Here is a 15,657-nt window from a genome sequence, read left to right on the forward strand (position 1 = left end):
CGGTCCTCGGGGTCGGTGGCAGCTGGGAATCGCCCTCCAGGGTATCCCGGCGACACACGTGGCCGGGATCCCCCGGTCAGCCCCGCAGGGTCTCCTCCAGCTTCCGGGCCACGGAAGCCGCTTCGCCGACCCCGAGCGGGGCTCCCTTGCCGTCGGTGACGTAGAAGGCGTCCACCGCGTTGGCGCCCAGCGTCGACACATGTGCGCTGCGCATCCGCACCCCGGCGTCCTCCAGGGCGCGTCCGATGCGGAACAGCAGTCCGGGGGCGTCCTGGGCGCGCACCTCGATCACCGTGGCGTGCCGGGAGGCGGCCGGGGCGACCGTCACGCGCGCGGGGGGCGCGACGACACCCCGGCGCCTCGGATACGCGGCGTCCCGCTCGGCGAGGCGCCCGGCGACGTCCAGCGACCCGTCCAGGGCCCGTACGAGATCGGCGCGCAGCCGGGCCGCCTGGGGCAGCGAGCCGTACTGGGCGGCGACCCGCCAGTTCAGCAGGAGCACGGCACCTTCGACGCCATCGGGCAGATCCTGGGTGCTCAGTTCGGCGGTGCGGACGGTCAGCCGGTGCACGGCCAGCACTCCGGCGACCGCGGGCAGCACCCCTGGCTGGTCCGGTACGGCGATCACCAGCTCCACACCGAGCGGTTCCGGGTCGGCCGAGGGCTGGGCGTCCACGGGCGGTTCGGTCTGTGCGCGCAGGGACAGCACCGGGCCGCCCGTCGCGACCGCCTCGATGGCGAGCCGCTCCTGCTCGGCGGTGGGCGCGGCGGCCTCGGGCTCGTCGAGGTCGTCCCCGGCGAGCACCGCGGCCACCCGCTTGACCAGGTCGGCGACGAGCGAACCCCGCCAGGACGACCAGGCAGCCGGTCCGGTGGCCAGGGCGTCCGCCTCGGTCAGCGCGTGCAGCAGCTCCAGGGTGCCCTGCGACCGGACCGCGTCGGCGACCGAGCGCACGGTGGCCGGGTCCTCCAGGTCACGCCGGGTGGCGGTGTCCACGAGCAGCAGGTGGTGCCGTACGAGCGTGGAGAGTACGGCGACGTCGTCGCGGTCGAAGCCGATACGCGCGGCGACGTCCTTCGCGATGATCTCGCCGGCCACCGAGTGGTCACCCGGCCAGCCCTTGCCGATGTCGTGCAGCAGCGCGGCGACGAGCAGCAGGTCGGGACGGTGAACGCGCCGGGTGAACTCCGAGGCGCGGACCGCCGTCTCGATCAGATGCCGGTCCACGGTCCAGATGTGCACGGCGTTGCGCTGCGGACGGCAGCGCACCCGCTCCCAGTCGGGCAGCATCTGGGTGATCAGCCCCTCGGCCTCCAGCGCCTCCCAGACCTCGATGGTGGGCTGGCCGGAGCCGAGCAGGGTCACGAGCTGTTCGCGGGCCTCGGCGGGCCAGGGCGTGGGCAGCGGGCGCACACCGGCCGCCATGCGCCGGACGGCGTGCAGGGAGAGCGGGAGTCCGGCCTGGGCGGCGGCGGCCGCGGCGCGCAGCGGGAGCACGGGGTCCCGGTCGGGGCGCGCGGCGCGGGCGAGCACCACCTCGCCGTCCTGCTCGACGACCCCCTCCGCCAGGGGCGACCTCTCGGCCACCGGCTTGCCGCCCCCGAGCATGGCGCGCAGACGTGGCCGCACCGCCCGCGACCTGAGCACCCGCCCCACCTCGCGCCAGGTGACGTCACTGGCGTACGAGATGACCCGCGCGGCCTCGTAGACCTGCCGCAGCAGGGTGTCGGCGTCGAGCAGGCCGAGTTCGGCGGCGACCTGGTCCTGTTCCTGGAGCGCGAGCCGGTCGGTCGCACGGCCCGTCGCCAGGTGCAGGGCGTCCCGGACGTCGAGCAGCCGGCGCCGGGCGTCGTCGAGGCCCTCGCGCGGGGCGTCGGCCAGCCAGGAGGCGGCGACGGCGCGCAGGGCGGTGGCGTCCCGGAGACCACCGCGGGCTTCCTTGAGATCGGGTTCCAGGAGGTACTGGAGCTCACCTTGGCGCTCGGCGCGCTCGGCGCACAGTTCCTGGAGCTCGGGAAGGCGCTTGGGGGCCTGGTTGCGCCAGTCGGCGAGGACGGTCGTACGCAATCCCGCGGTGAGCCCCAGGTCACCGGCGATGTGGCGGGCGTCCAGGAGGCCGAGCTGGACCTTCAGATCCTCCGCGGCCGTCTTGCGGGCCTCGGCGGGCGTGCGCACGGAGTGGTCGAGGGCGAGGCCCAGGTCCCAGACGGGGTACCAGATGCGGTCGGCCAGGGCGGCGACCGCGTCCGAGTCGCTGCCGTCGTGCAGCAGGACCAGGTCCAGGTCGCTGCGGGGCGACAGCTCGCCGCGGCCGTAGCCGCCGACGGCGATCAGGGAGACCCCGCGCAGCTGCTCGGCGCCCGCGCTGAACAGCCCGGAGAGCCAGTCGTCGGTCAGCGCGGAGAGGGCGGAACGGCGCGGCGGCCCGGACCGCGCCCCCTCCTGGAGGAGGCGCAGCCGGGCCGCCGCATAGCCGCTGGGTCCCGAGTCCTCTACGTCCTTGTGCACGTTCGTGCTCGTCACCCAGCAGCTCCTGTTCTGTACTTCGCTCAGAGCGCGTCCGGGCCGCGCTCGCCCGTCCGGACCCGTACGGCGGTCTCGACCGGCAGGGACCAGACCTTGCCGTCACCGATCTTGCCGGTGCGGGCCGCCTTGACGATGACGTCGATCAGCTGCTCGGCGTCGTCGTCCTCGGCGAGGACCTCGATGCGGATCTTCGGCACCAGGTCCACGGTGTACTCGGCACCGCGGTAGACCTCGGTGTGGCCCCGCTGACGACCGTAACCGCTCGCCTCGGTGACCGTCAGGCCGTGGACGCCGAATGCCTGGAGGGCTTCCTTGATCTCGTCGAGCCGGTGCGGCTTGACGACGGCGGTGATGAGCTTCATGCGTCCACCTTCTTGCCCGCGTCGGCGGTCGGGGCCGTGGCGGAGGTCCGGGCGGCGCCGCCACCGGCACCGCTGAAGTCGTATGCGGTCTCGGCGTGCTCGGCCTGGTCGATGCCCGAGATCTCCTCGTCCTCAGTGACCCGCATGCCGATCGTCTTGTCGAGCAGGAAGGCCAGGATCGCGGAGGCGATCAGGGAGTAGGCGAGGACCGCGAAGACACCGGCGCACTGCTTCCAGAACTGGTCCAGGCCGCCGCCGTAGAACAGGCCCTTGACGTCGGACTGGCCCTTGCCGCTGGCGAAGAAGCCGATCAGCAGGGAGCCGATGACACCGCCGACCATGTGGACACCGACGACGTCCAGGGAGTCGTCGTAGTTGAACCGGTACTTCAGGCCGACGGCCGCGGCGCAGGCGACACCGGCGATGGCGCCGATGCAGATCGCGCCGATCGGGGTGATCGCGCCACCGGACGGGGTGATGGCGACCAGACCGGCGACCGCGCCAGAGGCGGCGCCCAGCGTGGTGAACGCGCCGTGGCGGATCTTCTCGTAGGCGAGCCAGGCCAGCATGGCGGCGGCGGTGGCGATCTGCGTGTTGACGAACATCAGGGAGCCGACGCCGTCGTCGTTGCCGAGCCACGAGCCGGCGTTGAAGCCGAACCAGCCGAACCACAGCAGGCCCGCGCCGAGCATGACCAGCGGGAGGCTGTGCGGGCGCATCGGGTCGCGCTTGAAGCCGACGCGCTTGCCGATGACCAGGATCACGCCGAGCGCCGCGGCACCCGCGTTGATGTGGACCGCGGTACCACCGGCGAAGTCGATCACACCGAGCTCGAAGGCCCAGCCGCCGGTGCCCCAGACCCAGTGGGCGACCGGGAAGTAGACGACCGTCGCCCACAGGACGACGAACAGCGACCAGGCGCTGAACTTCACGCGGTCGGCGAGGGCACCGCTTATCAGGGCGGGCGTGATGATGGCGAACATCATCTGGAAGACCGCGAAGGCGAAGACCGGGATCGTGTACCCGGACCAGATGTCGCCCTTGTCGATGCCGGTCCAGCCGAAGAAGTCGTTCTCCCAGCCGATGAGCGAGCCGTGGTCCGTACCGAACGCCATGGAGAAGCCGTAGAGCACCCACAGGATGGTGACGATACCCATGCTGATGAAGCTCATCATCAGCATGTTCAGGGTGCTCTTGACGCGGACCATGCCTCCGTAGAAGAAGGCAAGGCCCGGGGTCATGATCAGCACCAGGGCGGAACAGATCAACATGAAGCCTGTGTTCGCCACAGACAGCTTGTCTGCGGCGAGCGTGATGGCTGGTGCCATCGGCGTCTCCTCGTCGTAGGTACGGCCCCGTGCGGGAAGCCAGAGCGGATTGAGGGGTGGGCCGGTTATGCGCCATGAGATTCGCGCAGCGCGGTTTCGGTGGAAGCCCCTCGTTGTTTCGCCGCCGTGACGAAGACGCCTTGCGTGTTACGCGTCGATGAACTGGCGGATATGGGCCGCGTCGATCGTTATCGTGGCGCAACCTTCGGAGAAGGTGAGAAACCGGCCACGGTCGGCCTTCCGACGACCTGGCATGGGGGAGCCGAGTCGGGCAGTTCGGGAGGGCCGGCCGCGGCCGGGGTTCCGGGGATTCAGACGGCTTCCGCGGTCTCCGGGAGTTCGGCTGCGAGCTTGTCGGTGAGAGCCACGACCTCGGCGAGAGCACCGAAATCGCGTACGGCCGTGTCGACCGTCTTTCGGATACGAGTGTTGACCCGCTCGGAGCGGACCTTCTTGGCGATGTGCATGGCCTGTTCCACCAGCACGGTGCTCTGCTCGGGCTCGCGCCGCAGCAGATGCACCGTGGCCATGCCGACGAGGTTGAGCGCGTACGACCGCTGGTGCTCGCCGTCGCCGGAGAAGAGCTCCACCGCCCGCTGCATGAGGGGCTCGGCCAGGGAGGCGTAGGTCGGGCTGCGACCGGCGACGTAGGCCAGGTCGCGGTAGGAGTGGGAGTTCTCGCCGTACAGCTCCGCCTCGGAGAAGAAGCGGATCCAGTCGGGGTCCGGCTCGTCCCACTCGTCCGCCTCGGCGAAGGTGTCCTCGGCCATCCGGACCGCCCGCTTGCACTTGCCGGGCTGGCCCATGTTGGCGTAGGCACGGGCCTCCATCGCATACAGCATCGACAGGGTCCGCGGGCTCGCGCAGTCCCGACTGCCGTACTGCGCGAGGTGGATCAGCTCCAGGGCGTCCTCGGGCCGCCCGAGATGGATCATCTGGCGGCTCATGCTGGACAGGACATAGGAGCCGAGCGGCTTGTCGCCGGCCTCCTTGGCGGCGTGCAGTGCGAGCACGAAGTACTTCTGCGCGCTGGGCTGGAGCCCTACGTCGTACGACATCCAGCCCGCGAGCTCGGCCAGCTCGGCGGCGACCTTGAACAGCTTGCGGGTGGTGGTCTCGGGCTGGGGCTCCTGGAGGAGGTCCGTCACCTCGTGCAGCTGGCCGACCACCGCCTTGCGGCGCAGGCCGCCGCCGCACTGGGCGTCCCACTGACGGAACATCACGGTCGTCGACTCGAGGAGGTCGAGTTCCGGCTTGGAGAGCCGGCCCACGCGGCGGGCCGCGGCGGGGTCGGGCTCCCGGTGCGGGGGGGCGGCGGGGCCGGGGACCAGCCAGCGCTGCATGGGCTCGATGAGGGACGGGCCCGCGGACAGGGCCAGCGAGCTCCCGAGGAAGCCGCGCCGCGCCAGCATGAGGTCGCTGCGCGAGAACTCGCTGAGCAGAGCCACGGTCTGCGGGCCCGTCCAGGGCAGGTCGACCCCGGTCGTGGACGGTGACTGGCGGGCGGCGCGCAGTCCGAGGTCCTCGACGGAGACGACACATCCGAACCGCTCGGAGAACAGCTCGGAGAGGATCTTCGGGATGGGTTCGCGGGGGTTCTCGCCGTCCAGCCAGCGGCGCACCCGCGAGGTGTCGGTGGAGATGTGATTGGCGCCCAACTGGCGGGCCCTGCGGTTGACCTGGCGGGCGAGCTCGCCCTTCGACCAGCCGCTGCGCACGAACCAGGAGGTCAGCAGCTCGTTGGGGCGCTTGTCGACCGAAGAGGAGCTCTGCGCTGCACTCCCGGCGCCCGTCCCGCTTCCGCTGTTGCCGCCCACTGGAACGCCCCCATCCCTGAGACCACTTGTCGCCGAGTGCGCCAAGCCTTATCAGAATGCCGGTAAATACGGCCGTTCGTCCGGCGGTTGTCAGCCTTCGAACGGGGAACCGACTTGCCTCCGGCATACCCATGAGTGCATGCGCTCCAGGACTCGTGCACTCAGCGTAATCCTACGATCACGCGTCCAGCCATGGCGATCCCGGAAACGCCACCATTCGCCACCCCTTCGAATGAACTCACCGTCGCCCCCACACGATTCACTTGACATAGACCGAGCGCGGTGGGCGGAGCGGTGCACTCAGGGGCGCACATGACCCAGCACACCACCCGGGACACTGCCGAGCGCCGCCATCGCCCGGAAGTGGCAACGGAGAGTGACTGTTCGCGTCCGCCTCGTAACCACCGGCACGCTGGACCCGTTGGAGGGGGCATGGGTTTCACGATCGGCGGCATTCGGGAGATTCGTTCCGTCACGCGCAGGCGCGGCCGCTCCTCGGAGTGCACCGCCGTCGCCGAGTTCACCGGACTCTGGGGCTGGGACGTCGTCCCGGGCGCGCGGGCCTCGGCCGGCGCCTGCTCCTGCGGCCGCGCGGACTGTCGTCACCCCGGCGCCCACCCCCTCGACTTCGCGCCCGCGGTGCCGGCCGGGGCCACGCTCGACGACGTGACCAAGGCCTGGTCCGAGTTCCCCGGCGCCTCGGTGATGCTGCAGGTCGGCCGGGCCTTCGACGTCATCGAGGTCGCCGAGCCGGCCGGGCGCCGCGCCCTGGTCCGCCTGGAGCGCATGGGCCTGCCCCTCGGGCCGGTGATCGCGACGCCCGAAGGCCGCGCCCAGTTCTTCGTCGCCCCCGGTGCCGCGTCCGACCTGGCCGAACTCCTCTACCGCATGGGCTGGGACGACAGCGCCTCCCTGGACCTGCGCGGCCTGGGCCCCGGCACGTACATCACGGCTCCGCCGTCGGACCGGGGCGGTCTGGGGCCGGTGCGGTGGCTGCGGCCGCCTTCGCTGGACGCGGCGACGAAACCTCCGGCGGCCCGCCTGCTGCTGGGGACGCTGGCGTACGTGGCACACCGGTCACAGGCGTAGACGTACACAGCGAAGCGCCCGCTCCCGACTGCACCTCGGGGGCGGGCGCTTCTTCGCACCTGTATCGGTGACCGGTGACCTAGTCCCCGATCAGCGCGTCCACGAACGCTTCCGGCTCGAACGGCGCCAGGTCGTCCGCGCCCTCTCCCAGGCCGATCAGCTTGACCGGCACACCCAGCTCACGCTGGACCGCGACCACGATGCCGCCCTTGGCGGTGCCGTCCAGCTTGGTCAGGACGATGCCGGTGATGTCGACGACCTCGGCGAAGACGCGGGCCTGCACCAGGCCGTTCTGCCCGGTCGTGGCGTCCAGCACCAGCAGTACCTCGTCGAGCGGGGCGTGCTTCTCGACGACCCGCTTGACCTTGCCGAGTTCGTCCATGAGACCGGTCTTGGTGTGGAGGCGGCCCGCGGTGTCGATGAGGACCACGTCCACTCCCATCTCCTTGCCCTCCTTCACCGCGTCGAAGGCCACGGAGGCGGGGTCGCCGCCCTCGGGCCCGCGCACGGTGTGGGCGCCCACCCGCTCGCCCCAGGTCTGGAGCTGGTCGGCGGCTGCGGCCCGGAAGGTGTCGGCGGCGCCCAGGACGACGGTCCGCCCGTCGGCCACGAGCACGCGCGCGAGCTTGCCGGTGGTGGTGGTCTTGCCGGTGCCGTTGACCCCGACGACCATCACGATGCCCGGCTTGCGCTCCTCGGGCTCGGTCCGCACCGTGCGGTCGACCTCGGTGCCGACCAGCTTCAGCAGCTCCTCGCGCAACAGTCCGCGCAGTTCGTCGGGGGTCCTGGTGCCGAGCACCTTCACCCGCTCACGCAGCCCGTCGACCAGTTCCTGGGTGGGGGCCACGCCGACGTCGGCGGTGAGGAGGGTGTCCTCGATCTCCTCCCAGGTGTCGTCGTCGAGGTGCTCGCGCGACAGGAGTGTGAGCAGCCCCTTGCCGAGCGCGTTCTGCGAGCGGGAGAGCCGGGCACGCAGTCGGACCAGGCGTCCGGCCGTGGGCTCGGGGATCTCGATCTCGGTCGGGGGGAGCTCTTCTGTGACGGGCGGCGCCGAGCCGTCCGGGAGATCGACCTCCTCTATGGTCCGGCGCGGTTCGTCGCGCGGGGTCTCGGCCTCGTCGCCGACGTGCGGCTCGGCCGGAGGGGCGGTGATGTCGGGCGCGGAAGGGGGCGGCGGGGGCAGCGGCTTCTTGCGTCGGCTGCCGACGACGAGCCCGCCGAGCACACCGAGCACGACCACGGCGATGACTACAGCAAGGATGACGGTTTCCATAACCCGTCCAGTATCCATCCCACCCTCGCCGCGGCGACTGCGCCGCATCGCTCGGGCGAGCGAGCAGATCGGCCGGGAGCGGACCCTGCTCGTACGGCCTCGGCTTCCGGCAGGCCCTGGCCGTCGGCGTCGCGGCGCCGATCGTGTCGTACGGACCGGTGCGCCGATCGGGCAGGAACCGGCCGGGCGGACGGCCGAACGGGACGCACCCGGCCGCGACGGTTCCCTCCCCACGGTCGTGCGTGCCACCCCCATGGCAATCTGACGCTCCGTCAGCTACCGTCCCCGCACCACCCGTCCGGCGAAGGGGGACCTCCCATGCCCGTCACGGTCGTCCGTTTCAACCTCGTCGAGCCCGGCGCGACGCCCGCCTCCCTCAGCGCCCGCTACCGGGCCGCCCTGGACATGGCCGCGTACGCCGACGAGCACGGGATCACCACCGTGCAGACCGAGGAGCACCATGGCGTCGACAACAACTGGCTGCCGTCGCCGTTCGCCTTCGCGGGCGCGGTCTTCGGCGCGACGCGCAGGATCGCGGTCACCGTCTCCGCCGTGATCGGCCCGCTGCACGACCCGCTCCGCCTGGCCGAGGAGATCGCCGTACTGGACCTGCTGAGCGGCGGCCGCCTGGTGACGGTCGCCGGGATCGGGTACCGGCCGGAGGAGTACGCGCTGTTCGACGTGGAGTGGAGGCGGCGCGGCCGCTTGCAGGACGAGCTCCTGGAGACCCTCCTCAAGGCCTGGACCGGCGAGGAGTTCGAGTACCGCGGTCGTACGGTACGGGTCACCCCGCGCCCCTTCACCGACCCGCACCCCCTCCTCCTGGTCGGCGGCTCCTCCAAGGCCGCCGCCCGCCGGGCCGCCCGCCTGGGCCTCCCCTTCTTCCCCAGCGCGCATCTGCCGGAGCTCGAGGCGTACTACAAGGAGCGCCTCGTCGAGTACGGCACCGAGGGCTGGACCATGATGCCGACGGCCGAGACGCCGCTGCTGCACATCGCCGAGAACCCGGACGAGGTGTGGGCACGGCACGGGGAACACTTCCTGCACGAGGCCCGGACGTACGCCTCCTGGCAGTCCGGTGACATCCGCTCGGCGGTGCGGTCGGCGGCTGTGAGCGTGGAGGAGCTGCGCGCGGAAGGCGTGTACCGGATCCTGACACCGGACGAGTGCGTGGAGCAGGGGCTCGACAACCTCGTCCTGCATCCGCTGGCGGGCGGGATGCCGGTGGAGGAGGGGTGGCGGAGTCTGCGGTTGTTCGCGGAACGGGTGCTTCCGGCACTGGGCGGCTGAATGGCCGAGCCGGCGATATCCGGTGGTGGACGAGGACTCGGCGATGCTCGACTGAGCCCATGAGTCTGTTGGTGGAAGTGTTCGTCCGGGAGCCGGACGGCACGCGGCGGATACTCGACGTGCCGGACGGCGTGTACCAGTCCGGCGGCTTCGAGTCCTGGCGTACGACGGTGTGGGGCTCGGAGTTCGTGCGCTCACTCGGTGCGCGCTTCCTGCCCGTACTGGCCGAGGACGACCTCTATGTCGAGGCCGAGGGCCTGCCGGAGTTCCAGCGCGAGGTGGCCCTGCTGCGCTCCCGCCTGGACGAGGTCGCCCACGGCACGCAGCGGCCACGGACGGTCGAGGAGCACCGGCACCAGATCGAGACTCGGTTGCAGATCATCGAGGAGAGCATCCGCAAGGCCCTGGAGATCGGCGGAGGCGTCCTCATCTGGTGACCCACACGGACAACACCGCCGCCCCCGGTCCAGGCGGTTGCCGGAACGGGGGCGGCGGACGGTACGGGGAGAAGGGCAGCGGGGTGTTGGCCCCTCCCCCCGGGTTCGCGGGGGCCGTCAGCCCATCTCCTCCAGCGACTTGCCCTTCGTCTCCTTGACGTACTTGAGGACGAACGGGATGGAGAGCGCGGCGAAGACCGTGTAGATCACATAGGTCGCGGACAGGTTCCAGTCGGCCAGCGACGGGAAGCTCGCGGTGATGGCCCAGTTGGCGATCCACTGCGCGGACGCGGCCACACCGAGCGCGGCGGCGCGGATCCGGTTCGGGAACATCTCGCCGAGGAAGACCCAGACGACCACACCCCAGGACAGGGCGAAGAAGAGGACGAAGACGTGGGCCGCGATCAGCGCGGTCCAGCCCTGCGCGGCCGGCAGCTTGCCGTCGACCAGGTCGAAGGAGAACGCCCAGGCCTCCAACGCGAGACCGATCACCATGCCGACCGAGCCGATCAGGGCGAGCGGGCGGCGGCCGACGCGGTCCACGAAGATCATCGCGATCACGGTGCCGACGATGTTGATGATCGACGTCGTGAAGGAGTAGAGGAACGAGTCCGTCGGGTCCACGCCGACCGACTGCCACAGCGTCGAGGAGTAGTAGAACGCGACGTTGATGCCGACGAACTGCTGGAAGACCGAGAGGCCGATGCCGACCCAGACGATCGGCTTGAAGAAGAAGCTCCCACCGAGCAGGTCCTTGAAGGTCGACTTGTGCTCGCTCTTCATAGCGTGCTCGATCTCGGCCACGCGCGCGTCGAGGTCGATCTTGTCGCCCTCGACCTCCGCAAGGATCTCCCGGGCCCGCTCGTGCTTGCCGACGGAGATCAGAAAGCGCGGGGACTCGGGAATGGCGAAGGAGAGCAGCCCGTAGAGGACGGCCGGGATCACCATGACGCCGAGCATGACCTGCCAGGCCTCCAGGCCCATCAGCTTGCCGCGCTGGTCGCCGCCGGCGGCGTTCAGCAGGCCCCAGTTGACCAGCTGCGAGACGGCGATGCCGATCACGATCGCGGCCTGCTGGAAGGAGCCGAGACGGCCGCGGTAGGCGGGCGGGGCCACCTCGGCGATGTAGGCGGGGCCGATGACCGAGGCCATACCGATGGCGAAGCCGCCGACGATCCGCCAGAACGCCAGGTCGTACAGCGCGAAGGGCAAGGCGGACCCCACGGCGCTGATCGTGAAGAGGACGGCCGAGATCTGCATGCACCGGATACGGCCGATGCGGTCCGCGATGCGTCCGGCGGTGGCCGCGCCGATCGCACAGCCGATCAGGGCGATGGCGATGACCTGCGCCAGGGCCGCGGAGCCGATGTCGTAGCGGCCCCGGATGGCCTCGACCGCGCCGTTGATCACGGAACTGTCGTAGCCGAAGAGGAATCCGCCCATCGCGGCCGCCGCCGCGATGAAGATGACATGCCCGAGATGGTCGGGGTGAGCCGTACGGGCTCCTGGCTCGGACGCCTGTGCTGTGCTGGTCACGTTTACTCCTCGGGCCACCGGCAACGCTGTCGGTGTGGTCAGCCCCCAGGTAGGTGGTACCTGAAGGTAAATCCAACGTTGCTGACCTTATGCCTTCAAGTCTCAAATTCAAACGCGCTGAATTGTGAGAACTTAGACAGGTGACCGTCACATGCGTTCACTTCTTGAAGTAAGGGGAGGTCAACGCAGCCGTTGGCTGATGACCTTCGACACCCCGTCGCCCTGCATGGAGACGCCGTACAGCGCGTCGGCGACCTCCATCGTCCGCTTCTGGTGCGTGATCACGATGAGCTGCGAGGCCTCCTGCAGCTCCTGCATGATGCGGATCAGCCGCTGGAGGTTGGTGTCGTCGAGGGCGGCCTCGACCTCGTCCATGACGTAGAACGGGCTGGGCCGCGCCTTGAAGATCGACACCAGCAACGCTACGGCCGTCAGTGAGCGCTCGCCACCGGAGAGCAGGCTGAGCCGCTTGACCTTCTTGCCCGGCGGTCGCGCCTCGACGTCCACGCCCGTGGTGAGCATGTTGTCCGGGTCGGTGAGGATGAGCCGCCCCTCACCGCCCGGGAAGAGCCGGCTGAAAACGCCCTCGAACTCACGGGCCGTGTCCCGGTAGGCCTCGGTGAAGACCTGCTCGACGCGCTCGTCCACCTCCTTCACCACCTGAAGCAGGTCGGCGCGGGTCTTCTTCAGGTCCTCCAGCTGCTCACTGAGGAACTTGTGCCGCTCCTCCAGCGCCGCGAACTCCTCCAGCGCGAGCGGATTGACCTTGCCCAGCTGCTGGTAGGCCCGCTCGGCCGCCTTGAGCCGCTTCTCCTGCTCGGCCCGGTGGAACTGCTTGGGCTGGTTGCGCGGATGCTCCGGGTCCTCGGGCAGTTCCTCGCCCTCGGCGGGCGGAGAGGGCGGTACCAGCTGGTGGGGGCCGTACTCGTCGACGAGACCCGCCGGCTCGACACCCAGTTCCTCCAGCGCCTTGGTCTCCAGCTGCTCGATCCGCATCCGCTTCTCGGCGCCGAGCACCTCGCCCCGGTGGACGGAGTCGGTCAGCTTGTCGAGCTCGGCCTTGAGATCGCGGCCGGTGTTCCGCGCGGCGGTCAACTCCCGTTCCCGCAGCGCCTTCGCCGCCTCGGCGGCGGTGCGCTCCGCGTCCGCGCGCGCGAGGGACACCTCGACGTGCGCGAGCAGCTGCCGCGCACCGGAAGCGACCGCCTCGGCCACGGCGGCCTCGTGCCGCAGCCGGGCCCGCCGCTGTTCGGCACGCGCGCGTGCCTCCCGCTCCGCACGGGCGGCGCGGTCGAGGGAGTCGGCACGGCCGGAGAGTCCCTTGACCCGCTCCTCGTGGGTACGGACCTGGAGGCGGGCCTCCATCTCGGTCTGGCGGGCGTTGGCCCCGTCGGCGGCGAGACGGTCCCGTACAGAGGTGTCGGGCTCCTCCTCCACCGGCATCTCCTCGGCCACGGCGAGCCGTTCGGCGAGTTCCTCGACCTCTTCGAGGGCCTTCTCCAACGCGTCCTGCGCCCGGGCGGCCGCGGCCGTGGACCGCTCGGCTTCACCGGCGGCGCCTTTCGCCTGACCGGACAGCCGGCCGAGCTGCTGGGCCACGGCCGACTTCTCGCGGTCGGCGGTGCGGCGGCGCTCGCCGAGCTCCTCGACCTGGGCGGCCGCTGCCTTGCGATGCTCTACGGCGGTGCGCTGGGCCTCGGTGAGTTCCTCGCACCGCACGGCCAGCTCTTCGAGTTCGGCCGCGGCCTCGTCCACGGAGGCCTGTACTTCGAGCAGGCTCGGGGCGCCCGCGGAGCCGCCGTGGGCGAAGTGGGCGCCGAGGAGGTCGCCTTCGGCGGTGACGGCGGTGAGGTGAGGGTTGGCGTACACGAGGTCCTCGGCGTCTTCGAGGGTGCCGACGACGACGATGCCGTGGAGGAGGCGCCTTACTGCGGGCATCAGTTCGGAGGGGGCGCGGACGAGATCTGCCGCGTGCTGATGGGTGGCGTCCGCGGGTCCGCCGTGGCTGGTCGCGCCCCGCGGCGGAGCCGCAGACTCATGCAGCCCCGCGCCCCCAGGTGAGTCCGGTGCTCCGGCGAGAAGCAGGGACGCTCTGCCTCCGTCCTGCTTTCGCAGCAGGCGGATCGCGTCCGCCGCCGCCGAGGGGGAGGTGACCGCCAGGGCGTCCGCCGCCGCTCCGAAGGCTGCCGCCAGGGCCACCTCGTGGCCCTGAGTGACCGACAGGAACTCCGCCGCCGGACCCAACAAGCCCGAGAGACGGTCCTTCGCCCCCAGCAGTGCTCCCGTGCCGTCCTTCCTCCGCAACCCCATCGCCAACGCCTCATGGCGGGCCTGGGTCGCCGCGCGCCGGCGTTCCGCCGCCGTGACCGCCTCGCGGGCGGCGGTCAGCGAGGCCTCCGCCTCGGCGAGCTGCCGTTTGGCCGCGTCGTGCTGCTCCGCCAGCTCCGCGTCGCCCGCGTCGAGGCCGTCGACCTCGGCCTTCAGCGCCTCGTACTCCTCCTGAGCGGCGAACGCCCGCTCCTGGGCCTCGTCCCGCGCGGCGGCGAGACGGTCGATCTCGGCCTGGGCGGAGGCGGCACGGGACCGGGCCGCGTTGACCTGGCCGCTGAGGCGGGCGAGGCCCTCACGCCGGTCGGCGATGGCCCGGGCCACGTCCTTCAGACGCCGTTCCTCCTGTGCGAGCTCGCGCTCCAGTTCGGCGCGGTGCGCGACCGTGTCCTCCAGAGCGTGCTCGGCCGCCTCCAGGGCGGCCTCCAGCTCGGCCTCCTGCTCGCGGATACGGGCGGCCTCGCGCTCCATGTCCTCGGGGTCACGGCCCCGCCGTTCCTCGGGCGGCGCCGAGGTCGCGCTCTTCACGCGCGCGTCGGCCAGCGAGATCGTGCCGCGCACCCGCTCGGCGAGCTGGGAGAGCTCGTACCAGGTCTGCTGGGCGCGCTGGAGCCGGGGCGTGAGCTGCCGTACCTCGTCCTCCAGCAGGGCCTCGCGCTGGAGGGCCTTCTTCAGTTCCTGCTCGGCGCTCTCCTTGCGCTCCTTCAGCGCGGCCTCGTCCGCGACCTCGGCCTGCAGCGCCTGCCGCAGCCGTACGAGATCGTCGGCGAGCAGCCGGAGGCGGGCGTCGCGAAGGTCGGCCTGGATGACGGCGGCCCGGCGGGCGACCGCGGCCTGCCGGCCGAGCGGCTTGAGCTGGCGCCGGAGTTCGTCGGTGAGGTCCTGCACGCGTGCGAGGTTGGCCTGCATCGCGTCCAGCTTGCGCAGCGCCTTCTCCTTGCGCTTGCGGTGCTTGAGGACGCCGGCGGCCTCCTCGATGAAGGCGCGGCGGCCCGTCGGATCCGCGTGCAGGACGGAGTCGAGCTGACCCTGGCCGACGATCACGTGCATCTCGCGGCCGATGCCGGAGTCGGACAGGAGTTCCTGGATGTCCAGGAGACGGCAGGTGTCGCCGTTGATCTGGTACTCGCTGCCGCCGTTGCGGAACATGATCCGCGTGATGGTGACCTCGGCGTACTCGATGGGCAGGGCCCCGTCGGAGTTGTCGATGGTCAGGGACACCTCGGCGCGGCCCAGCGGCGGGCGCCCGGTGGTGCCGGCGAAGATGACGTCCTCCATCTTGCCGCCGCGCAGCGACTTGGCACCCTGCTCCCCCATGACCCAGCTGAGCGCGTCCACCACATTGGACTTGCCCGAGCCGTTCGGGCCGACCACACACGTGATCCCCGGCTCGAACCGGAGCGTGGTCGCCGAGGCGAACGACTTGAACCCTCGGAGGGTCAGGGCCTTGAGGTGCACGCCGCTGGACTCTACCTTCCGGGGGTGTCTCACTCCATGAACGCGCTGTTGCCCGCGGTTTCACCGTTGAACGTGGAGGGCACACCAAACGTTAAGAGAGTGAAAGGGTGCACGGGGGCAAGAAAGAAGGGACGCCGAAGCGTCCCTTGCAAACTCTGACAACTTAGCGGCTGATACGGGTTAGCGGTTGATACTGCCGCCCGACCACTGCG

General features: G+C 70.9%; 10 protein-coding genes. 3 read left to right on the forward strand and 7 right to left on the reverse strand.

All coding sequences use genetic code 11. From position 1 onward, the window contains the following. Positions 1-76: 76 nt before the first annotated feature. The 4 genes from ABZT93_RS13620 to ABZT93_RS13635 all read right to left on the reverse strand — a co-directional run bounded on the left by ABZT93_RS13620 (position 77) and on the right by ABZT93_RS13635 (position 6,034). On the reverse strand, positions 77-2,524 hold the full coding sequence (locus tag ABZT93_RS13620) for a [protein-PII] uridylyltransferase (protein ID WP_356103325.1): 2,448 nt from the start codon (positions 2,522-2,524) through the stop codon (positions 77-79). Between the two features lie 26 nt (positions 2,525-2,550). Beyond that, a complete protein-coding gene (locus ABZT93_RS13625) occupies positions 2,551-2,889 on the reverse strand; it encodes a P-II family nitrogen regulator (protein WP_003997576.1) in 339 nt (112 codons plus the stop codon). Further along, complete coding sequence (locus ABZT93_RS13630; protein WP_356103328.1) at positions 2,886-4,217, reverse strand: ammonium transporter; 1,332 nt, start codon at positions 4,215-4,217, stop codon at positions 2,886-2,888. Before ABZT93_RS13630 ends, ABZT93_RS13625 begins: the two co-directional genes overlap by 4 nt. A gap of 311 nt (positions 4,218-4,528) precedes the next feature. Beyond that, positions 4,529-6,034 (reverse strand): hypothetical protein, encoded by a 1,506-nt coding sequence (locus ABZT93_RS13635; RefSeq protein ID WP_356103331.1) that lies wholly within the window; start codon positions 6,032-6,034, stop codon positions 4,529-4,531. Positions 6,035-6,466: 432 nt separating this feature from the next. Between ABZT93_RS13635 and ABZT93_RS13640 the strand changes: the two genes are divergently transcribed. Continuing rightward, entirely contained in the window at positions 6,467-7,123 is a 657-nt protein-coding gene (locus ABZT93_RS13640) for a bifunctional DNA primase/polymerase (RefSeq protein ID WP_356103332.1), read from the forward strand. 79 nt (positions 7,124-7,202) lie between these two features. Here the strand turns inward: ABZT93_RS13640 and ftsY are convergent, their stop codons facing one another. After that, positions 7,203-8,396, reverse strand: a complete 1,194-nt coding sequence (gene ftsY, locus ABZT93_RS13645) for a signal recognition particle-docking protein FtsY (RefSeq protein WP_356103335.1) — start codon at positions 8,394-8,396, stop codon at positions 7,203-7,205. A gap of 318 nt (positions 8,397-8,714) precedes the next feature. Between ftsY and ABZT93_RS13650 the strand changes: the two genes are divergently transcribed. Further along, entirely contained in the window at positions 8,715-9,686 is a 972-nt protein-coding gene (locus ABZT93_RS13650) for an LLM class flavin-dependent oxidoreductase (protein ID WP_356103338.1), read from the forward strand. Positions 9,687-9,745: 59 nt separating this feature from the next. Beyond that, on the forward strand, positions 9,746-10,123 hold the full coding sequence (locus ABZT93_RS13655; RefSeq protein ID WP_356103340.1) for a hypothetical protein: 378 nt from the start codon (positions 9,746-9,748) through the stop codon (positions 10,121-10,123). 117 nt (positions 10,124-10,240) lie between these two features. Here ABZT93_RS13655 and ABZT93_RS13660 read toward each other — a convergent pair whose 3' ends face one another. Continuing rightward, on the reverse strand, positions 10,241-11,659 hold the full coding sequence (locus ABZT93_RS13660; RefSeq protein WP_356103342.1) for a sugar porter family MFS transporter: 1,419 nt from the start codon (positions 11,657-11,659) through the stop codon (positions 10,241-10,243). A gap of 180 nt (positions 11,660-11,839) precedes the next feature. After that, entirely contained in the window at positions 11,840-15,445 is a 3,606-nt protein-coding gene (gene smc, locus ABZT93_RS13665) for a chromosome segregation protein SMC (protein WP_356103345.1), read from the reverse strand. Positions 15,446-15,657: the final 212 nt, after the last annotated feature.

Origin of the sequence: Streptomyces sp. NPDC005303 (assembly GCF_040607335.1) — a bacterium.
Lineage (GTDB): Bacteria > Actinomycetota > Actinomycetes > Streptomycetales > Streptomycetaceae > Streptomyces.

Excerpts from the sequence above, each read along its gene's own strand:
- ABZT93_RS13625 (WP_003997576.1), bottom strand. The coding sequence starts at position 2,889 with ATGAAGCTCATCACCGCCGTCGTCAAGCCGCACCGGCTCGACGAGATC.
- ABZT93_RS13630 (WP_356103328.1), bottom strand. The coding sequence starts at position 4,217 with ATGGCACCAGCCATCACGCTCGCCGCAGACAAGCTGTCTGTGGCGAAC.
- ABZT93_RS13640 (WP_356103332.1), top strand. The coding sequence starts at position 6,467 with ATGGGTTTCACGATCGGCGGCATTCGGGAGATTCGTTCCGTCACGCGC.
- ftsY (WP_356103335.1), bottom strand. The coding sequence starts at position 8,396 with ATGGAAACCGTCATCCTTGCTGTAGTCATCGCCGTGGTCGTGCTCGGT.
- ABZT93_RS13650 (WP_356103338.1), top strand. The coding sequence starts at position 8,715 with ATGCCCGTCACGGTCGTCCGTTTCAACCTCGTCGAGCCCGGCGCGACG.
- ABZT93_RS13655 (WP_356103340.1), top strand. The coding sequence starts at position 9,746 with ATGAGTCTGTTGGTGGAAGTGTTCGTCCGGGAGCCGGACGGCACGCGG.